Annotated in this window: 13 protein-coding genes; all 13 read left to right on the top strand. The window is 40.8% G+C overall.

Annotation, left to right across the window (positions count from 1 at the left end; all coding sequences use genetic code 11):
• The first annotated feature begins 176 nt into the window (after positions 1 to 176).
• The 13 genes from secA to ACXYSN_RS05760 all read left to right on the top strand — a co-directional run bounded on the left by secA (position 177) and on the right by ACXYSN_RS05760 (position 18,741).
• Positions 177 to 2,690 carry a preprotein translocase subunit SecA gene (gene secA / locus ACXYSN_RS05820; protein ID WP_458625572.1) on the top strand — a complete coding sequence of 838 codons (2,514 nt, stop codon included), beginning with the start codon at positions 177 to 179 and terminating at the stop codon, positions 2,688 to 2,690.
• An 80-nt stretch (positions 2,691 to 2,770) separates the two neighbouring features.
• On the top strand, positions 2,771 to 3,802 hold the full coding sequence (locus ACXYSN_RS05815; RefSeq protein WP_458636456.1) for a 3-deoxy-7-phosphoheptulonate synthase: 1,032 nt from the start codon (positions 2,771 to 2,773) through the stop codon (positions 3,800 to 3,802).
• A gap of 1 nt (position 3,803) precedes the next feature.
• On the top strand, positions 3,804 to 4,835 hold the full coding sequence (locus ACXYSN_RS05810; RefSeq protein ID WP_458636455.1) for a 3-deoxy-7-phosphoheptulonate synthase: 1,032 nt from the start codon (positions 3,804 to 3,806) through the stop codon (positions 4,833 to 4,835).
• 45 nt (positions 4,836 to 4,880) lie between these two features.
• A complete protein-coding gene (acpS, locus tag ACXYSN_RS05805; protein ID WP_373113939.1) occupies positions 4,881 to 5,243 on the top strand; it encodes a holo-ACP synthase in 363 nt (120 codons plus the stop codon).
• Positions 5,233 to 6,336 carry an alanine racemase gene (gene alr, locus ACXYSN_RS05800; RefSeq protein ID WP_458636454.1) on the top strand — a complete coding sequence of 368 codons (1,104 nt, stop codon included), beginning with the start codon at positions 5,233 to 5,235 and terminating at the stop codon, positions 6,334 to 6,336. Before acpS ends, alr begins: the two co-directional genes overlap by 11 nt.
• Before the next feature lie 24 nt (positions 6,337 to 6,360).
• Complete coding sequence (gene recG / locus ACXYSN_RS05795; RefSeq protein WP_458636453.1) at positions 6,361 to 8,376, top strand: ATP-dependent DNA helicase RecG; 2,016 nt, start codon at positions 6,361 to 6,363, stop codon at positions 8,374 to 8,376.
• Between the two features lie 292 nt (positions 8,377 to 8,668).
• Complete coding sequence (locus ACXYSN_RS05790; RefSeq protein WP_006150831.1) at positions 8,669 to 9,154, top strand: acyl-CoA thioesterase; 486 nt, start codon at positions 8,669 to 8,671, stop codon at positions 9,152 to 9,154.
• A 229-nt stretch (positions 9,155 to 9,383) separates the two neighbouring features.
• A complete protein-coding gene (locus tag ACXYSN_RS05785) occupies positions 9,384 to 10,367 on the top strand; it encodes an acetylxylan esterase (protein ID WP_458636452.1) in 984 nt (327 codons plus the stop codon).
• 339 nt (positions 10,368 to 10,706) lie between these two features.
• On the top strand, positions 10,707 to 14,366 hold the full coding sequence (locus tag ACXYSN_RS05780) for an SIALI-17 repeat-containing surface protein (protein WP_458636451.1): 3,660 nt from the start codon (positions 10,707 to 10,709) through the stop codon (positions 14,364 to 14,366).
• A gap of 283 nt (positions 14,367 to 14,649) precedes the next feature.
• The gene (locus ACXYSN_RS05775; RefSeq protein ID WP_458636450.1) at positions 14,650 to 15,348 is read left to right on the top strand and encodes an N-acetylmannosamine-6-phosphate 2-epimerase; all 699 of its coding nucleotides are present in this window, start codon (positions 14,650 to 14,652) and stop codon (positions 15,346 to 15,348) included.
• 116 nt (positions 15,349 to 15,464) lie between these two features.
• Entirely contained in the window at positions 15,465 to 16,784 is a 1,320-nt protein-coding gene (locus tag ACXYSN_RS05770) for an ABC transporter substrate-binding protein (RefSeq protein ID WP_458636449.1), read from the top strand.
• Positions 16,785 to 17,016: 232 nt separating this feature from the next.
• Positions 17,017 to 17,883, top strand: coding sequence for a carbohydrate ABC transporter permease (locus ACXYSN_RS05765; RefSeq protein WP_033587514.1), 867 nt, complete (start codon positions 17,017 to 17,019; stop codon positions 17,881 to 17,883).
• A 15-nt stretch (positions 17,884 to 17,898) separates the two neighbouring features.
• Positions 17,899 to 18,741 (top strand): carbohydrate ABC transporter permease, encoded by an 843-nt coding sequence (locus ACXYSN_RS05760; protein ID WP_001183246.1) that lies wholly within the window; start codon positions 17,899 to 17,901, stop codon positions 18,739 to 18,741.
• The last annotated feature ends 414 nt before the right edge of the window (positions 18,742 to 19,155 follow it).

The following is a 19,155-nucleotide window of genomic DNA, read 5'->3' as shown; positions in this document are numbered from 1 at the left end:
TGAAATTTCTAAAAGAAAATCAATGATTAGCAATAGTTTGAACATTTACAAAAAAAGGCTCTAAATGAGCCTTTTTTAGCTTGTATAAACACGGATTCTTTCTTGAAAAAGCTGGGCAAATATGCTACAATAAAAAGAACATTCTAAAATATTCAGAATTTAAAGTAAGGAAAAAAATGGCAAATTTATTAAAAACAATCATCGAAAATGATAAAGGGGAACTCCGCCGCTTAGAAAAGATGGCTGATAAAGTCCTCAAATACGAAGATGAAATGGCTGCATTGACAGATGAGCAGTTGCAAGCTAAGACAGAAGAATTTAAGCAACGTTATCAAAATGGTGAAACGCTTGATCAACTCTTGTACGAAGCCTTTGCGGTTGTACGTGAGGGAGCTAAGCGTGTTCTTGGGCTCTTCCCATACAAGGTTCAGGTTATGGGTGGTATCGTTCTTCACCACGGTGACGTTCCAGAAATGCGTACAGGGGAAGGTAAAACCTTGACAGCGACAATGCCTGTTTACCTAAATGCCCTTTCAGGTAAAGGTGTACACGTAGTTACGGTCAACGAATACCTTACAGAACGTGATGCAACTGAAATGGGTGAGTTGTACTCATGGCTTGGTTTGTCAGTTGGGATTAACCTAGCTGCAAAATCTCCAATGGAGAAAAAAGAAGCCTACCTCTGTGATATTACTTACTCAACGAACTCAGAGATTGGTTTTGACTACCTTCGTGACAACATGGTTGTACGTGCAGAGAACATGGTTCAACGTCCACTTAACTATGCCTTGGTCGATGAGGTTGACTCTATCTTGATCGACGAAGCTCGTACACCATTGATCGTTTCAGGAGCAAATGCCGTTGAAACGAGTCAACTCTATCATATGGCGGACCATTTTGTGAAGTCTTTGGATAAGGATGACTACATTATCGATATTCAGTCTAAGACAATCGGTTTGTCTGATTCAGGTATTGATAAGGCTGAAGAATACTTCAAGCTAGAAAACCTCTATGATATCGAAAATGTAGCTCTTACTCACTTTATCGATAATGCCCTTCGTGCCAACTACATCATGATTCTTGATATCGACTATGTGGTGAGCGAAGAGCAAGAAATCTTGATTGTCGATCAATTTACAGGTCGTACAATGGAAGGCCGTCGATACTCTGATGGGTTGCACCAAGCGATTGAAGCTAAAGAAGGTGTCCCAATTCAAGATGAAACCAAGACATCTGCATCGATTACCTACCAAAACCTTTTCCGTATGTATAAAAAATTGGCAGGTATGACTGGTACTGGTAAAACAGAAGAAGAGGAATTCCGCGAAATCTACAACATCCGTGTTATTCCAATTCCTACTAACCGTCCAATCCAACGTATCGACCATTCAGACCTTCTCTACGCTAGCCTCGATGCAAAATTTAAGGCTGTCGTTGAAGATGTTAAGGCGCGTTACCAAAAAGGTCAACCAGTATTGGTAGGTACTGTTGCCGTTGAAACCAGTGATTTTCTTTCTAAGAAATTGGTTGAAGCAGGCGTACCACACGAAGTATTGAATGCCAAGAACCACTATAGAGAAGCGCAAATCATCATGAATGCTGGTCAACGTGGTGCGGTGACTATCGCAACCAACATGGCCGGTCGTGGTACCGATATTAAACTTGGCGAAGGTGTTCGTGAACTTGGAGGACTTTGTGTCATTGGTACAGAACGTCACGAGAGCCGTCGTATCGATAACCAGCTTCGTGGACGTTCAGGTCGTCAAGGTGACCCAGGTGAATCACAATTCTATTTGTCACTCGAAGACGATTTGATGAAACGTTTCGGTTCAGAACGCTTGAAGGGTGTCTTTGAACGTCTCAATATGTCTGACGAAGCCATTGAATCTCGTATGTTGACACGTCAGGTTGAAGCAGCGCAAAAACGTGTTGAAGGAAATAACTACGATACTCGTAAACAAGTCCTTCAATATGACGATGTCATGCGTGAACAACGTGAGATTATCTACGCACAACGTTATGATGTCATCACTGCAGATCGTGACTTGGCTCCTGAAATTCACGCTATGATTCGCCGTACGATTGGACGAATTGTAGATGGTCATGCTCGTTCTAAACAAGATGAAAAACTCGAAGCAATCTTGAACTTTGCGAAGTACAATTTGCTTCCAGAAGATTCAATTTCACTTTCAGACCTAGAGGGGTTATCAGATCAAGCTATCAAGGATGAACTTTACCAACGTGCATTGAAAGTCTACGATAGCCAAGTTGCGAAGCTTCGTGACGAAGAAGCTGTGAAAGAATTCCAAAAAGTCTTGATTCTACGTGTAGTTGACAACAAATGGACAGACCATATCGATGCTCTTGATCAGTTGAGAAACGCTGTTGGTCTTCGTGGCTATGCTCAGAACAACCCTGTTGTAGAGTATCAAGCAGAAGGCTTCCGTATGTTTAACGATATGATTGGTTCGATTGAGTTTGATGTGACTCGCTTGATGATGAAAGCACAAATTCATGAACAAGAACGACCACAAACAGAACACCATATCAGTACAACAGCAACTCGCAATATCGCTGCGCAACAAACAAGTCTTCCAGCTGATTTGGACCTAAGTCAAGTAAAACGCAATGACTTGTGTCCATGTGGTTCTGGTAAGAAATTTAAAAACTGTCACGGTAAACGACGTTAATATTGACTAATTTTCAGGCGGATGCCTAGTGAAAAGTGAATTTTCACTTGGCGTCCGTTTGCTTTATAAGGAGATGAATAATGGTATTTACAGCGAAAAGCCCTAAAATCAATATTGAAGAAGTCCGTAGTTTGTCAAAATTAGAAGGACAAGCGCTGGCCAATAAACAACAACGTGACCAAGAGCTTGAAGCGATTATTCGTGGTGAAGATCAGCGTATTTTGTTGGTGATTGGTCCTTGTTCATCTGACAATGAAGAGGCGGTTCTCGAGTATGCTAAGCGTTTGTCAAAACTGCAAGAAGAAGTCAAAGACCGCGTCTTTATGGTCATGCGTGTCTATACTGCTAAACCACGTACTAACGGTGACGGATATAAGGGCTTGATTCACCAGCCAAATGCTAAAGAAGCACCTAGCCTCATCAATGGGATCAAGGCAGTTCGTCATCTGCACTACCGTGTTATTTCTGAAACAGGAATGACAACAGCAGATGAAATGTTGTACCCAGAGAACCTTCCCTTGGTAGATGATTTGATTTCTTATATGGCAGTTGGGGCTCGTTCAGTCGAAGATCAACAACACCGTTTTGTAGCTAGTGGAGCAGATTTTGCGACAGGTTTTAAAAATCCAACCTCTGGAAATCTCAATGTGATGTTCAACGGTATTTATGCAGCGCAAAATAAACAAAGTTTCCTTTTCCTAGGGAAAGAAGTTGAAACTACAGGGAACCCTCTATCTCATGCTATTCTCCGTGGTGCCCTCAATGAATACGGGAAAAACATTCCGAACTATTACTACGATAATTTAATGGATACTATTGCCCAGTATGAAAAGATGGGACTTGAAAATCCATTTATCATCATTGATACTAACCATGACAACTCAGGCAAGCAGTATATGGATCAGATTCGTATCGTACGTCAAACTTTAATTAACCGCGACTGGAATGAAAAGATTAAAAAACATGTTCGTGGCTTCATGATTGAGTCTTATCTAGAAGACGGTCGTCAAAATGAACCAGAGGTCTTTGGAAAATCTATCACTGATCCATGTCTTGGATGGGAAAATACTGAAGCTCTTGTTCGTGAAATCTACCAAAGACTAGGAGAATAATATGGCATTTATCGAGAAGGGTCAAGAAATCGATATTGAAGCGATTAAGGCGGAAACACAGCTATCTGCGGAAGCATTGCAACATAAGGAAAGTCGTGACCAGGAACTAGCAGACATCCTTTCAGGAAAGGATGACCGCATCTTGTTGGTCATTGGGCCTTGTTCGTCTGATAATGAAGAAGCAGTGCTTGAGTATGCTCGTCGTTTGGCAGACTTGCAGAAAAAAGTGGCAGATAAGATTTTCATGGTTATGCGTGTATATACTGCAAAGCCACGTACCAATGGAGATGGCTACAAGGGCTTGGTTCATCAGCCAGATACTTCGAAGGCTCCAAGCTTGATTAATGGTTTGCAGGCTGTTCGTCAACTTCATTATCGAGTGATTACAGAAACTGGATTGACCACAGCGGATGAAATGCTGTATCCGGCCAATCTCGTATTAGTCGATGACTTGGTGAGCTATCATGCAGTGGGTGCGCGTTCAGTAGAAGACCAAGAACACCGTTTTGTAGCTTCAGGAATCGATGCACCAGTGGGAATGAAGAACCCAACCTCTGGAAATCTGTCTGTTATGTTTAATGCCATCTATGCTGCACAAAACAAACAAACCATTCTCTTTCACGGCCAAGAAGTTGAAACTTCAGGAAATCCCTTGGCTCACGTAATCTTACGTGGAGCTATGAATGAATATGGGAAGAATGAGCCAAACTTCTACTATGAAACTCTTTTAGATGCTATTGGACGTTACGAGTCTATGGGTCTTGAAAATCCTTTTATCATGATTGATACCAACCATGATAATTCAGGGAAACAATATATGGAGCAAGTTCGAATTGTTCGCCAATCTTTGCTCAATCGTGACTGGAATGAAAAAATCAAGAAGACAGTTCGAGGCTTCATGATTGAGTCTTACTTGGCAGATGGTCGACAAAATCAACCAGAACTTTTTGGTTGTTCGATTACAGACCCCTGCCTAGGATGGGAAAATACAGTAGCCCTGGTAGAAGAAATCTATACTACCTTAACAAAATAAGTGAAAAGGATGGAGTTGGGGGTATCTCAACTCCTTTTGATGAAAATGATAGTTGGACACGGAATCGATATCGAAGAATTAGCTTCCATACAAAATGCAGTTGAAAAAAGAGAAGGTTTTGCTCGACGTGTCTTGACAGACAAGGAAATGGAGCGCTTTTCCAGTCTCAAAGGTCGCAGACAGTTCGAGTATTTGGCTGGTCGTTGGTCAGCTAAAGAGGCTTTCTCAAAAGCTATGGGAACGGGAATTGGTAAGCTGAGCTTTCAAGATTTGGAAATTTTGAACAATGAAAGAGGAGCTCCCTACTTCAGCAAATCCCCGTTTTCAGGAAAAGTTTGGCTATCGATTAGCCATACAGATCAGTTTGTGACAGCTAGTGTTATTTTGGAGGAGAATCATGAAAACTAGTCCACATAGACCAACCAAAGCCCTCATCGACCTGGGAGCTATCCGCTACAATATCCAACAAATGGAAGCGCACATTCCCAAAGATACCCTAAAATGGGCAGTTGTAAAAGCCAATGCCTATGGACACGGAGCGGTAGCTGTTGCGACGGCTATCCAGGATGATGTTAACGGCTTTTGCGTTTCTAATATCGATGAAGCCCTCGAACTTCGTCAGGCAGGAATTTCTAAGAAGATTCTTATTTTGGGAGTATCTGAGGTTGAATCTCTTTCACTGGCTAAGGAGTATGCCATTACCTTAACAGTGGCAGGATTGGAATGGATCCAGAAACTCATAGCTACAGAGCCAGACTTATCAGGTTTAACCGTTCATCTTAAAATTGATTCAGGTATGGGACGAATTGGTTTTAGAAGTGCAAGCGAGGCAGCACAAGCTCAAGCTTTACTCAAGGAACATGGGGCTAATGTTGAAGGAATCTTTACCCATTTTGCAACTGCAGATGAAGAATCAGACAGCTACTTTAAGCAACAGTTAGAATGTTTCAAGGGAATAATCGCAGGTTTGCAAGAAGTTCCTGAACTGGTCCATGCGAGTAACTCTGCGACTACTCTATGGCATGCAGAAACGATTTTTAATGCAGTTCGTATGGGAGATTCTATGTATGGTCTCAATCCAAGCGGACAAGTTTTAGAATTGCCTTATGAACTAAAACCAGCCTTGACCTTAGAAACAGCTATTGTACATATCAAAACAGTAGAAGCTGGGGCTTGCATGGGATATGGAGCGACCTATCAGGCAGACAGTGAGCAAGTCATTGCTACTTTGCCAATCGGTTATGCGGATGGTTGGACACGAGATATGCAGAATTTCTCGGTTCTGGTGGATGGACAATTGTGCCCTATCGTAGGGCGCGTATCCATGGATCAAATCACGGTTCGTTTGCCTAGGCTTTATCCATTAGGTACCAAGGTAACTTTGATTGGCTCAAACGGGGACAAAGAGATTACTGCAACAGATGTAGCAGTCTACCGAGGAACTATTAATTATGAGGTAGTTTGTCTCCTCAGTGATCGAGTTCCGAGAGAATATTATTAAGAAACAGAAGGAAAGGAGAAGAGCATGAATTTACATCAACCCTTGCATGTCTTGCCTGGCGTGGGACCAAAATCAGCAGAGAAATATGCCAAACTAGGAATTGAAAACCTGCAAGATCTCTTGCTCTACTTTCCTTTCCGTTATGAAGATTTTAAAACCAAGCAGGTGCTAGAACTAGAAGATGGTGAGAAAGCAGTTCTGTCTGGTCAGGTGGTGACGCCAGCTAGTGTTCAATATTATGGTTTTAAGCGCAATCGCCTACGTTTTAGTCTTAAGCAGGGTGAGGTTGTGTTCGCGGTGAACTTCTTTAACCAACCTTACTTAGCAGATAAGATTGAGCTAGGAGCGACTTTAGCAGTCTTTGGCAAGTGGGATCGTGCCAAGGCAAGTCTCACTGGTATGAAGGTTTTAGCCCAAGTCGAGGACGACCTTCAACCTGTTTATCGTCTGGCGCAAGGAGTTAGTCAAGCAGGCCTTGTTAAAGTCATTAAAACCGCCTTTGATAAGGGGCTAGATCTCTTGATAGAGGAAAATCTCCCTCAGTCCTTGCTGGACAAATACAAACTCATGCCCCGTAGTCAGGCTGTGCGTGCCATGCATTTCCCCAAGGATTTGGCAGAATACAAACAGGCCCTTCGTCGAATCAAGTTTGAGGAACTCTTTTATTTCCAAATGCAATTACAGACCCTCAAGTCTGAAAATAAGGTTGATGGAAGTGGATTGATTCTGAATTGGTCCCAGGAAAAACTAAGGGCGGTTAAAGAAAATTTGCCCTTTGCCCTGACTCAAGCTCAGGAAAAGAGTTTGCAGGAAATTTTGACAGATATGAAGTCGGACCATCACATGAATCGACTCTTACAAGGGGATGTTGGTAGCGGGAAGACAGTGGTTGCAGGTCTTGCCATGTATGCTGCTGTAACGGCAGGGTATCAGGCTGCCCTCATGGTTCCTACAGAGATCCTTGCAGAGCAACATTTTGAAAGTCTAGAAAGTCTCTTTCCTGATTTGAAACTAGCTCTCCTAACAGGTTCATTAAAAGCTGCAGAAAAACGTACGGTTTTGGAAACTATTGCTAAGGGTGATGTTGATGTAATTATCGGTACCCATGCCCTTATACAGGATGGGGTGGACTATGCTAAACTCGGTTTGATTATCATCGACGAGCAACACCGTTTTGGAGTCGGACAAAGGCGTATTTTACGTGAAAAAGGAGAAAATCCAGATGTCCTCATGATGACGGCAACTCCCATTCCACGAACCTTAGCCATCACAGCCTTTGGAGATATGGATGTTTCCATTATTGACCAGATGCCAGCTGGACGTAAGCCAATCGTGACACGTTGGATTAAGCATGAGCAACTGCCACAGGTTTTGACTTGGTTGGAAGGTGAGATTCAAAAAGGTTCTCAAGCCTATGTTATTTCGCCCTTGATCGAAGAATCTGAAGCCCTGGATCTTAAAAATGCCATTGCACTCTCAGAAGAGTTGACGACTCATTTTGCAGGGAAAGCAAAAGTTGCCCTCTTACATGGAAAGATGAAGAGTGATGAAAAAGACCAGATTATGCAGGAATTCAAAGAGAGAAAGACAGATATCTTGGTTTCTACAACGGTTATCGAGGTCGGGGTCAATGTTCCAAATGCAACAGTCATGATTATCATGGATGCTGATCGCTTTGGACTTAGTCAACTTCATCAACTTAGAGGTCGTGTCGGTCGTGGGGACAAGCAGTCCTACGCAGTTCTAGTGGCCAATCCAAAAACTGATTCTGGGAAAGACCGCATGCGTATCATGACAGAAACGACCAACGGTTTTGTCCTTGCGGAGGAAGATTTGAAAATGCGAGGCTCTGGAGAAATCTTTGGGACCAAACAGTCGGGTCTACCAGAGTTTCATGTAGCTGATATCATCGAAGACTTCCCAATCCTTGAGGAAGCTAGAAAGGTAGCAAGCTATATCAGTTCTCTCTTTAACTGGCAAGAGGATCCAGAATGGCATATAATAGCTCTAAATCTACAAAAGAAAGAACATTTAGATTAAGCATTTTCTAAGAAAACTATAAGGTATGTTTTAGATAAGGTGCCTATACTAGAATCATCAAAAAGAAATAAGAACTCTCATATGATGATTAAGGTAAATGATTAAAAAACATTTCAAGTGAAACAAGTACCTTCTCCTAAATACTAAGTAAAAGAGCGGAAACGCTCTTTTTTCTCTATAAAGTGAGCTTAGACTAGGAATTAAAATAATTATCGGACTAGTCTATTTACTATTGTGGCAAAGGTTGCTATAATGAAGAAAACTAATCAATATACTTCTGAAAGGAGTTCACATGACATTAGAAACAAGAAATGTTGCAATTCAGGATACATATGGGGAAAGATTTCAACACTGTTGGGGTTGTGGACCTAAGAATGATTTAGGATTGCATTTGAAAACTTATCCAAGTTTAGAGGGCACAAGCTGCATTAGCCGTATCAAGGTAGACCAGCAATATACAGGTGGTGTTCCTGCAAATCTATTTGGTGGCATGATTGCTGTCATTTTTGACTGTCATGGAACAGCGTCTGCTGCATGGTTCGCTCATCATCAAAAGGGTTTGGAATTGACAGCCGAAACAGTTATCGGACGCTTCATCACAGCTCATTTAGAAGTTGATTATCTTAGCCCAACCCCAATTGACGATGAGATTGTCGTTACTTCAACATTGGAGGAACTAGGGGAAAGAAAAGCCATTGTTTCTATGGAAATGTCAGTGGCAGGTAAAGTGCGTGCAAAAGCTAAAATGGTTGCCGTTGCAGTTAAAGACAACATGTAAACATATAGATAAGGAACTGAGAGCAAGGAATTGCTCTCAGTTTTAGTTGTGTAATATAAACTGAAAATTAATTACGGATTTTTAAGAAAGAGCCTACTTGAAACTACTTTTAGTCTATCTTGGAATGAAAGAATAACGTAAAAAAACTTTCTGATTTAGGGTCATTCTTGCATTGCTTTTCTAGATATGATACAGTTATGATAACGTTTACAAAAACAAGGAGAGTTTTATGAGAAATCCAGCATTAGTAGAAGAAATGAAAACTTATAGAGGGCGAGATGAAGTTCCTCAAGATTTTGATGCTTTTTGGGATGGTGAGATTGGCAAGGTTTCGGTCTTGCCAGACTACCAACTAGAGGAACGTGATTTTCATATTCCAAATGTAAAGTACTATGAGTTAACCTTTAAAGGTACACGTGATGGCCTTGTTTATGCACGTGTAGTCTTACCAAAATCAGAAGAGAAAGTACCAGTCATTTTCCACTTCCATGGTTATATGGGACGTTGCTGGGATTGGACAGATATGCTAGCCTTTACCGTCGCTGGTTATGGGGTTGTATCGATGGATGTTCGTGGGCAATCTGGTTACTCACAAGATGGTTTACGTTCGCCTCTAGGAAATACAGTTAAAGGGCAAATTATTCGAGGAACTGTAGCGGGCAAGGACCAATTGTTCTTCAAGGATGTTTATCTAGATATTTATCAGTTGGTGGAAATTATTGCAAGTCTTCCTCGAGTTGATGAAGAACAATTATCTAGCTATGGAGCATCTCAAGGTGGGGCTTTAGCCATAGTTGCAGCAGCTCTGAACCCTAAAATCAAGCGTACAGTTTCCATCTATCCATTCTTGTCTGACTTTAGACGAGTGTTAGAGATTGGGAATACTAGTGAAGCTTATGATGAGCTCTTTAGATATTTCAAATTTCATGATCCTTTCCATGAAACGGAAGAGAGGATTATGGAAACATTAGGTTATATCGATGTGAAAAACTTTGCCCATCGTATTAAGGGTGAGGTTCGCATGATTACGGGGCTAGATGATGACGTCTGCTACCCAATCACTCAATTTGCTATATACAATCGTCTAACTTGTGAGAAGAGTTATCGCCTTATGCCTGAATACGCGCATGAAGCTATGAATGTTCATGTCAATGACCAGGTTTACAACTGGTTGTGTGGTAGTGAGATTCCCTTTACCTATGTTGGCCAGTAAAAGTTTGTGAGATGAGCCTTGTTAAAGCATGGCTCTTTTTGTGACAAAGTTCAGAAAGTAGTTTCAATTGCTACGAAGTCTAGAAACATATTTGAAAGTGAAATCTATTATATAGCAATGCTCAAAAAAGTAACATCTTTATTATATAATAAAGATAAGACGAAATTTGAAAGGAGATAAACTGTTATCGTTTTGTATGCAGGAAAAATGATAGATGCATATAAAATCAAAAGGAATGGGCAAGCATGAGATTGATACTTTTAACTTTCGATGTAGGAGAGTTAAAAATTTTAAGCAAAAAAGAAAGCGCTTTATTTTTGTGAAAACGAAAGGAAAAATATGAAACAGAGAGAATTTGATCGAAAAGAACGCTATGGAATTCGAAAATTTACAGTGGGAGCTGCATCCGTAGTCATTGGAGCAGTTGTTTTTGGAGTATCACCAGTTTTAGCTCAGGAAGCTCCAACAACTAATGGTGAAACAGCTGGCCAAGCTTTGCCAGAATTGCCAAAAGAAGTAAAAACAGGAAATCTTGCTAACCTTGATAAGGAACTTGCAGATAAGTTGGCAACAGCTACAGATAAAGGGACTGAAGTCAACCGTGAAGATTCACAAGCAAACCCAGGTTCTAAAAAACCAACAGAAACGACAGCTACTACGGAAGCTGCGACGACTACAGAAACTCCAACAGAGACAACTGCAGCAGAAACCACTAGTACCGAAGAAACTGAGAAACAAGAAGCTATCGCTCGTGATTATTACTCAAGAGAATTGGAAAATGTTAATACTGTCGTAGAAAAAAATGACCTTGTCATTAATGCAGCTAATAATCAACGAGATGATTTGACAAGTGACTTAGAGAAACTGAAGAAACTTCAAGATTCAACAGTGCATATGGAGTTCAAACCAGATGCATCGGCACCACGTTTTTACAATCTTTTCTCTGTATCAAGTGATACCAAGGAAAATGAGTACTTCACCATGTCAGTCTTTGATAATACAGCCCTTATCGAAGGTCGTGATGTAAATGGTGCGCAATTCTATGATAAATACACCGATGCACCATTAAAGGTTCGCCCAGGTCAGTGGAATTCAGTTACCTTTACTGTTGAAAAACCAACAACTGAAGTCCCTACTGGAAGAGTTCGTCTATATGTCAATGGTGTCTTGTCCAGAACAAGTTTAAAATCTGGGAAATTCATCAAAGATATGCCAGATGTTAACCACGTTCAAATCGGAGCAACTAAACGAGGAAGCAAGACAGTTTGGGGCTCTAACCTACAAGTCCGTAATCTAACAGTCTACGACCGGGCCTTAACACAAGATGAAGTTCGAACACGAAGTCAATTATTTGAAAGAGGAGACTTGAGGCAAGAACTTCCAGAAGGGGCTGAAATTTCTAAAAAAACAGATGTCTTTACAGCTGGCAAAAATGGGCAGTCAAATCCAGATGGTATTAATAGCTATCGTATTCCAGCCCTCCTGAAGACTGACAAGGGAACTTTGATTGCTGGTGCTGACGAACGCCGCTTACACCACTATGACTGGGGTGATATCGGTATGGTCGTTAAACGAAGTGAAGACAAGGGCCAAACATGGGGGGATCGCATCACTCTTACGAATCTACGTGACAATCCAAAAGCCAAGGATCCAAACATTGGTTCACCAGTAAACATCGATATGGTTCTAGTCCAAGATACGGAAACTAAACGAATCTTCTCAGTTTACGATATGTTCCCAGAAGGTAAAGGAATCTTCGGAATGTCTTCTGAAAGAGAAGTTGCCTATAAGGAAATTGATGGAAAAACTTATCAAATTCTATACCGTGAAGGAGAAAATGGAGCCTATACTATTCGTGAAAATGGTGTTGTCTACACACCAGATGGTCAGGCAACGGATTACCGTGTTGTTGTAAATCCTGTCAAGCCTGCATATAGCGATAAAGGGGACCTTTATCAAGGTGAGCAACTACTAGGAAATATCTACTTTACAAGCAATAAAACTTCTCCATTTAGAATTGCTAAAGACAGCTACCTATGGATGTCTTATAGTGATGATGATGGGAAGACTTGGTCTGCACCACAAGATATTACTCCAATGGTCAAAGCTGATTGGATGAAATTCTTAGGTGTGGGACCTGGAGTGGGAATTACCCTCCAGAATGGACCTCATAAAGGTCGTATTGTTGTCCCTGTTTATACGACAAACAGAACCAACCACCTCAACGGATCTCAATCATCTCGTATCATCTATTCAGATGACCATGGTAAGACTTGGCATATGGGTGGCGGTGTCAATGACAACCGTACACTTCATGATGGAACAGTAGTTGATTCAAGCAACATGAACAATTACTACGCTCAAAATACAGAATCTTCTGTTGTTCAATTGAACAATGGTCAGTTGAAACTCTTTATGCGTGGTTTGACTGGTGATTTGCAAGTTGCGACAAGTAATGATGGTGGTATTACATGGGACAACTATGTAGCACGCTATGATGTACCTGATGTTTATGTTCAAATGGCGGCGACTCATACGGTTCAAGATGGTAAAGAGTATATCCTTCTAGCAAATGCTAATGGACCAGGTCGTAAGAATGGCTACATTCGTGTGGCTCGCGTAGAAGAAGATGGCGAGTTGACTTGGTTGCATCATCATTTGATTCAAGAAGGTGAGTATGCTTATAACTCACTTCAACAAATTGGACCAAAAGAATTTGGTCTCTTGTATGAACATCATGAAGCGGGTGGCAATCCTTATACTCTATCCTTCAAGAAATTCAACTGGGATTATCTAACTAAAGAGAGACTTGCTTCTAAAGAAGTGAAAGTTACAACGGCTATGGAAAAATGGCCAGGCATTATTGCTATGGAATTTGATTCAGAAGTCTTGGTAAATCAAGCTCCAACTCTCAAATTAGCTAATGGTAAGACTGCGACCTTCATGACTCAGTATGATACGAAGACTCTCCTATTTACAATAGCTCCTGAAGATATCGGTCAAAAAGTTACAGCTATTGAAGCGGGTGCAATTGAAAGTATGCATAACTTGCCAATATCTGTGGTAGGTACTAAACTTACAAATGGTTTTAATGGCGACGAACCGGCAATCCATGAAGTCCCAGAATTTACAGGTGGCGTCAATGGTGACGAAGCAGCTGTAACAGAACTTCCTGAGTACACTGAAGCTATTGGAACTGCAGGTGATGAAGCCGCACCAACAGAAGAAATCCCAGAATTTACAGGTGGTGTCAATGGCGACGAAGCGGCTGTGACAGAGCTTCCTGAGTACACTGAAGCTATTGGAACAGTAGGCGATGAAGCCGCACCAACAGTAGAAATTCCGGAATTCACGGGTGGCGTCAATGCGGTCGAAGCTGCAGTCAATGAAGTCCCAGAATTCGTAGGTGGTGTGAATGCAGTTGAGGCTCTTAAGAATGAATTGCCTGAGTTCGTAGGCGGAGTCAACTCTGTTCTAGCTCTCAAGCATGAACTTCCAGAATACGTAGGAGGAATTAATGCGGTCGAAGCAGCAGTCAATGAAGTTCCAGAATTCGTGGGTGGCGTGAATGCAGTTGAAGCGCTTAAGAATGAACTTCCAGAATTTACAGGTGGATCTAATGCAGTCCAAACACTTGAGCGAGAACTTCCAGAATTCACAGGTGATGTCAATGCAGTCGAAGCGGCAGTCAATGAAGTTCCAGAATTCGTGGGTGGTGTGAATGCAGTTGAGGCTCTCAAACATGAACTTCCAGAATACGTAGGAGGAGTTAATACAGTCGAAGCAGCAGTCAATGAAGTTCCAGAATATAAGAGCGAGGAACAACCACTTGTAACTCTAGCAGCGCAACAAGATAAGACTTACCAAGCTCCTGCAGCTCAACCACAACAACCTGCTCTACCAGAGACAGGAAGTGAAGTTTCAACTTCTCTAGTATCTCTCGGACTTGTTGGAATGTTCTTAGGATTATTTGGTATGGCTAAGAAAAAAGAAGGTTAATGCACAATTAAATCTTAAAGGTATCTAATAAAAGATAGTAGATTGAAAGAGTCTGTGACAGTGATTTGTTACAGGCTCTTTCGTTTATAGAAAGCATAGAAAGTGCTGGAATAACTAGAACGAAGATAATTCAAGTGGGAACCTCCCCTCTGAAACTACTTTCAGCAGAATCTGTTTCATAAAATTGTTTTGAAACTTCAATCTATTCTAGTACAAGTTCTTGAAAGCGCTTTAAAAATGATATATAATAGGCTCATAAGAAAAAAGAAAAGGAGGAAAGTGGATGCCACAAATCAGTAAAGAAGCTTTGATTGAGCAGATTAAAGATGGAATCATCGTTTCTTGTCAGGCACTTCCTCACGAACCGCTTTATACAGAAGCGGGAGGTGTAATGCCCTTGCTAGCCAAAGCAGCTGAGCAAGGTGGAGCAGTCGGTATCCGAGCAAATAGTGTTCGTGATATTAAGGAAATAAAAGAGGTCACAAAACTTCCGATTATCGGAATCATCAAACGTGATTATCCGCCACAGGAACCATTCATCACAGCCACTATGAAAGAGGTTGATGAATTAGCGGCTCTAGACATTGAGGTTATCGCTCTTGATTGTACCAAGAGAGAACGCCATGATGGTTTAGACATTCAAGAATTTATCCGCCAAATCAAAGAAAAATATCCAAATCAATTGTTGATGGCTGATACAAGTACTTTTGAAGAAGGTCTTACAGCAGTTGAAGCTGGAATTGACTTTGTCGGAACAACCTTGTCAGGTTACACATCTTACAGTCCAAAAGTGGATGGCCCAGACTTTGAATTGATTAAGAAACTTTGCGATGCAGGAGTAGACGTTATCGCAGAAGGTAAGATTCATACACCAGAACAGGCTAAGCAAATCCTAGGTTACGGAGTGCGAGGCATCGTAGTTGGTGGCGCTATTACTAGACCAAAAGAGATCACGGAACGATTTGTTGCAGGTCTCAAATAAGATAATTAAAATACGAGGAGAGTGGTTGATTAGTAAAACAAAATGTAAACGTATACAAAGTTGTCAATACTCATTATCCGTTTCGGATACGCATATCATCATTTAGGAGAATACTAATGAAATTTAGAAAACTAGCTTTTACAGTACTTGCGGGTGCTGCTGTTCTATCTCTTGCTGCTTGCGGCAAATCAGACGCTAAAAAAGATGCTGCAAGTGATTCAGGAAAAACAGAAATCACTTGGTGGGCATTCCCAGTCTTTACTCAAGAAAAAACTGGTGACGGTGTAGGAACTTATGAAAAATCTATCATCGAAGCTTTCGAAAAAGCAAATCCAGATATCAAAGTTAAACTTGAAACAATCGACTTCAAATCTGGTCCTGAAAAGATCACTACAGCAATCGAAGCAGGAACTGCTCCAGACGTACTCTTTGACGCACCAGGGCGTATCATCCAATACGGTAAAAATGGTAAATTGGCTGACTTGAACGACCTCTTTACAGACGAATTTGTGAAAGATGTTAACAACGAAAACATCATCCAAGCAAGTAAAGCAGGCGACAAAGCTTACATGTACCCAATCAGTTCTGCACCATTCTACATGGCTATGAACAAGAAAATGTTGGAAGACGCAGGAGTTGCAAACCTTGTAAAAGAAGGTTGGACAACAGATGACTTCGAAAAAGTTTTGAAAGCGCTTAAAGATAAAGGCTACACACCAGGTTCATTGTTCAGTTCAGGTCAAGGGGGAGACCAAGGAACACGTGCCTTCATCGCTAACCTTTATGGCGGATCTGTAACTGATAAAGAAGTAACTAAATACACAACAGACGATCCTAAATTCGTTAAAGGTCTTGAAAAAGCATCTAGCTGGATCAAAGACGGTTTGTTGAACAACGGTTCACAATTTGACGGTGGTGCAGACATCCAAAACTTTGCAAATGGTCAAACATCATACACAATCCTTTGGGCACCAGCTCAAAATGGTATCCAAGCTAAATTATTGGAAGCAAGTAAAGTTGAAGTGGTAGAAGTTCCATTCCCATCTGATTCTGGTAAACCAGCTCTTGAATACCTTGTAAACGGATTTGCAGTATTCAACAACAAGGATGAAAAGAAAGTTGCTGCAGCTAAGAAATTCATCCAATTCATCGCTGATGATAAAGAGTGGGGTCCTAAAGACGTAGTTCGTACAGGAGCATTCCCAGTTCGTACTTCATTTGGTAAACTTTACGATGACAAACGTATGGAAACAATCAGTGGTTGGACTAAATACTACTCTCCATACTACAACACAATCGATGGATTTGCTGAAATGAGAACTCTATGGTTCCCAATGCTTCAATCAGTATCTAATGGTGACGAAGAACCTGCTGCAGCTTTGAAAACATTCACTGAAAAAGCTAATGAAACTATCAAAAAAGCAGCTAAACAATAAGCTCTAATTAAAAAGTAAAATCCCCCCTTTTCCCTGTGTACCTCTGTGCACGAAAAAGGGGGACTTTTGTTTAAAAATGTAAGGAACTGACAGGTCAAAATTAAAATGAAGTTCTTACATTGTTAATCTTTAAAAGAATTTCATTTTGATTTTAGATCAATGTCAGATAACAGTCAAAAAAACAAAACTATTTGAAAGTGAGGTGCCAACTGTGAAAGTCAATAAAATTCGCATGAGGGAAACAATTATTTCATACGCGTTCCTAGCACCAGTATTAATCTTCTTTACCGTCTTCGTTTTAGCTCCAATGATCATGGGATTCATCACTAGTTTCTTTAACTACTCGATGACTAGCTTTGAGTTTGTGGGATTGGACAACTACATCCGCATGTTTAAAGACCCTGTCTTTACAAAATCTTTGATTAATACCGTAATCTTAGTTATCGGATCTGTACCAGTCGTTGTACTCTTCTCACTATTTGTGGCATCACAAACTTACCAACAAAATGCAGTTGCTAGATCCTTCTATCGTTTTGTATTCTTCCTTCCTGTTGTAACAGGTAGTGTTGCCGTAACAGTTGTATGGAAATGGATTTATGATCCACTATCAGGTATTTTGAACTTCGTGCTTAAGTCAAGTCATATCATCAGCCAAAACATTTCTTGGTTAGGTGATAAAAACTGGGCTTTGATGGCGATTATGATTATCCTTTTGACAACATCAGTTGGTCAACCAATCATTCTTTATATCGCTGCAATGGGTAATATTGACAACTCACTTGTAGAAGCAGCGCGTGTTGACGGTGCGACTGAATTTCAAGTATTCTGGAAGATTAAATGGCCAAGCCTCCTTCCAACAACTCTTTATATCGCAATTATCACAACCATCAACTCATTCCAATGTTTCGCATTGATTCAGTTGTTGACATCTGGTGGTCCAAACTATTCAACAAGTACACTTATGTACTACCTATACGAAAAAGCCTTCCAATTGACTGAATATGGCTATGCTAATACTATTGGTGTATTCTTGGCAGTTATGATTGCCCTTGTCAGCTTCGCTCAATTCAAGATCCTCGGAAACGATGTAGAATACTAAGGAAAGGAGACAGCTATGCAACCTACACAACAAAAGAAACCATTAACAGCCTTTACTGTTATTTCAACAATCATTTTGCTCTTGTTGACTGTACTGTTTATCTTCCCATTCTACTGGATCTTGACAGGTGCATTCAAATCACAACCAGATACCATTATGATTCCACCACAATGGTTCCCTAAAGCTCCAACAATGGAGAACTTCCAACAATTGATGGTGCAAAACCCAGCCTTGCAATGGATGTGGAACTCAGTGTTCATTTCTTTAGTAACGATGTTCTTGGTTTGTGCAACCTCTTCACTAGCAGGTTATGTATTGGCTAAGAAACGTTTCTATGGACAACGCATTCTCTTTGCAATCTTTATCGCTGCTATGGCTCTTCCAAAACAAGTTGTCCTTGTACCATTGGTACGTATCGTCAACTTCATGGGAATCCATGATACTCTTTGGGCAGTTATCTTGCCTTTGATTGGATGGCCATTCGGGGTCTTCCTTATGAAACAGTTCAGTGAAAACATTCCGACAGAATTGCTCGAATCTGCTAAAATCGATGGATGTGGCGAAATTCGTACTTTCTGGAGCGTAGCCTTCCCTATCGTAAAGCCAGGATTTGCAGCTCTTGCAATCTTTACCTTCATCAATACTTGGAATGACTACTTCATGCAATTGGTAATGTTGACTTCACGTCAAAACTTGACCATCTCACTCGGAGTTGCGACTATGCAGGCTGAGATGGCAACTAACTACGGTTTGATCATGGCAGGGGCTGCCCTTGCAGCTGTGCCAATCGTAACAGTCTTCCTTGTCTTCCAAAAATCCTTCACTCAAGGGATTACTATGGGAGCTGTCAAAGGATAGTACTTTGCGAATATTGAATATCGTACAATCTGTTTATCAGTATACAGAAGTATAGTTGATAGACTAAGAGAATACAGGATATATAAGTGTCTACAAAATGGAGATGAGTTGCTTGCTTCACGAAGTTTTGTTAGACACTTATAAACTTGATTTTTGACTTTTTAGATACTATTTAGAGTAGTTATTTCCCATTTTAGTGGTATCCAAGATAAGTATGTTGTACTTATCTTGGACGGAATTTTTGAGAGTAAAATAGTTCGGGGAACTATTTTAGCCTGAGCCTAGAAATGAATGAGCGAGGAGCTCAAAAATTAGGACTTTCATTTCATGGTTTTCTAAAATCATCCACTGGATAATTTTACCTTCCGTCCGCATTATTTAAGGGAAAGGGTAAAAAAGATAAATCAAATTGGA

It is taken from the genome of Streptococcus sp. V869 (assembly GCF_054353515.1).
The sequence above is the reverse complement of the archived record's forward strand: the minus strand, read 5'-3'. Positions and strand labels throughout refer to the sequence as shown.

Excerpts from the sequence above, each read along its gene's own strand:
- secA (WP_458625572.1), top strand. The coding sequence starts at position 177 with ATGGCAAATTTATTAAAAACAATCATCGAAAATGATAAAGGGGAACTC.
- ACXYSN_RS05815 (WP_458636456.1), top strand. The coding sequence starts at position 2,771 with ATGGTATTTACAGCGAAAAGCCCTAAAATCAATATTGAAGAAGTCCGT.
- ACXYSN_RS05810 (WP_458636455.1), top strand. The coding sequence starts at position 3,804 with ATGGCATTTATCGAGAAGGGTCAAGAAATCGATATTGAAGCGATTAAG.
- acpS (WP_373113939.1), top strand. The coding sequence starts at position 4,881 with ATGATAGTTGGACACGGAATCGATATCGAAGAATTAGCTTCCATACAA.
- alr (WP_458636454.1), top strand. The coding sequence starts at position 5,233 with ATGAAAACTAGTCCACATAGACCAACCAAAGCCCTCATCGACCTGGGA.
- recG (WP_458636453.1), top strand. The coding sequence starts at position 6,361 with ATGAATTTACATCAACCCTTGCATGTCTTGCCTGGCGTGGGACCAAAA.
- ACXYSN_RS05790 (WP_006150831.1), top strand. The coding sequence starts at position 8,669 with ATGACATTAGAAACAAGAAATGTTGCAATTCAGGATACATATGGGGAA.
- ACXYSN_RS05785 (WP_458636452.1), top strand. The coding sequence starts at position 9,384 with ATGAGAAATCCAGCATTAGTAGAAGAAATGAAAACTTATAGAGGGCGA.
- ACXYSN_RS05780 (WP_458636451.1), top strand. The coding sequence starts at position 10,707 with ATGAAACAGAGAGAATTTGATCGAAAAGAACGCTATGGAATTCGAAAA.
- ACXYSN_RS05775 (WP_458636450.1), top strand. The coding sequence starts at position 14,650 with ATGCCACAAATCAGTAAAGAAGCTTTGATTGAGCAGATTAAAGATGGA.
- ACXYSN_RS05770 (WP_458636449.1), top strand. The coding sequence starts at position 15,465 with ATGAAATTTAGAAAACTAGCTTTTACAGTACTTGCGGGTGCTGCTGTT.
- ACXYSN_RS05765 (WP_033587514.1), top strand. The coding sequence starts at position 17,017 with ATGAGGGAAACAATTATTTCATACGCGTTCCTAGCACCAGTATTAATC.
- ACXYSN_RS05760 (WP_001183246.1), top strand. The coding sequence starts at position 17,899 with ATGCAACCTACACAACAAAAGAAACCATTAACAGCCTTTACTGTTATT.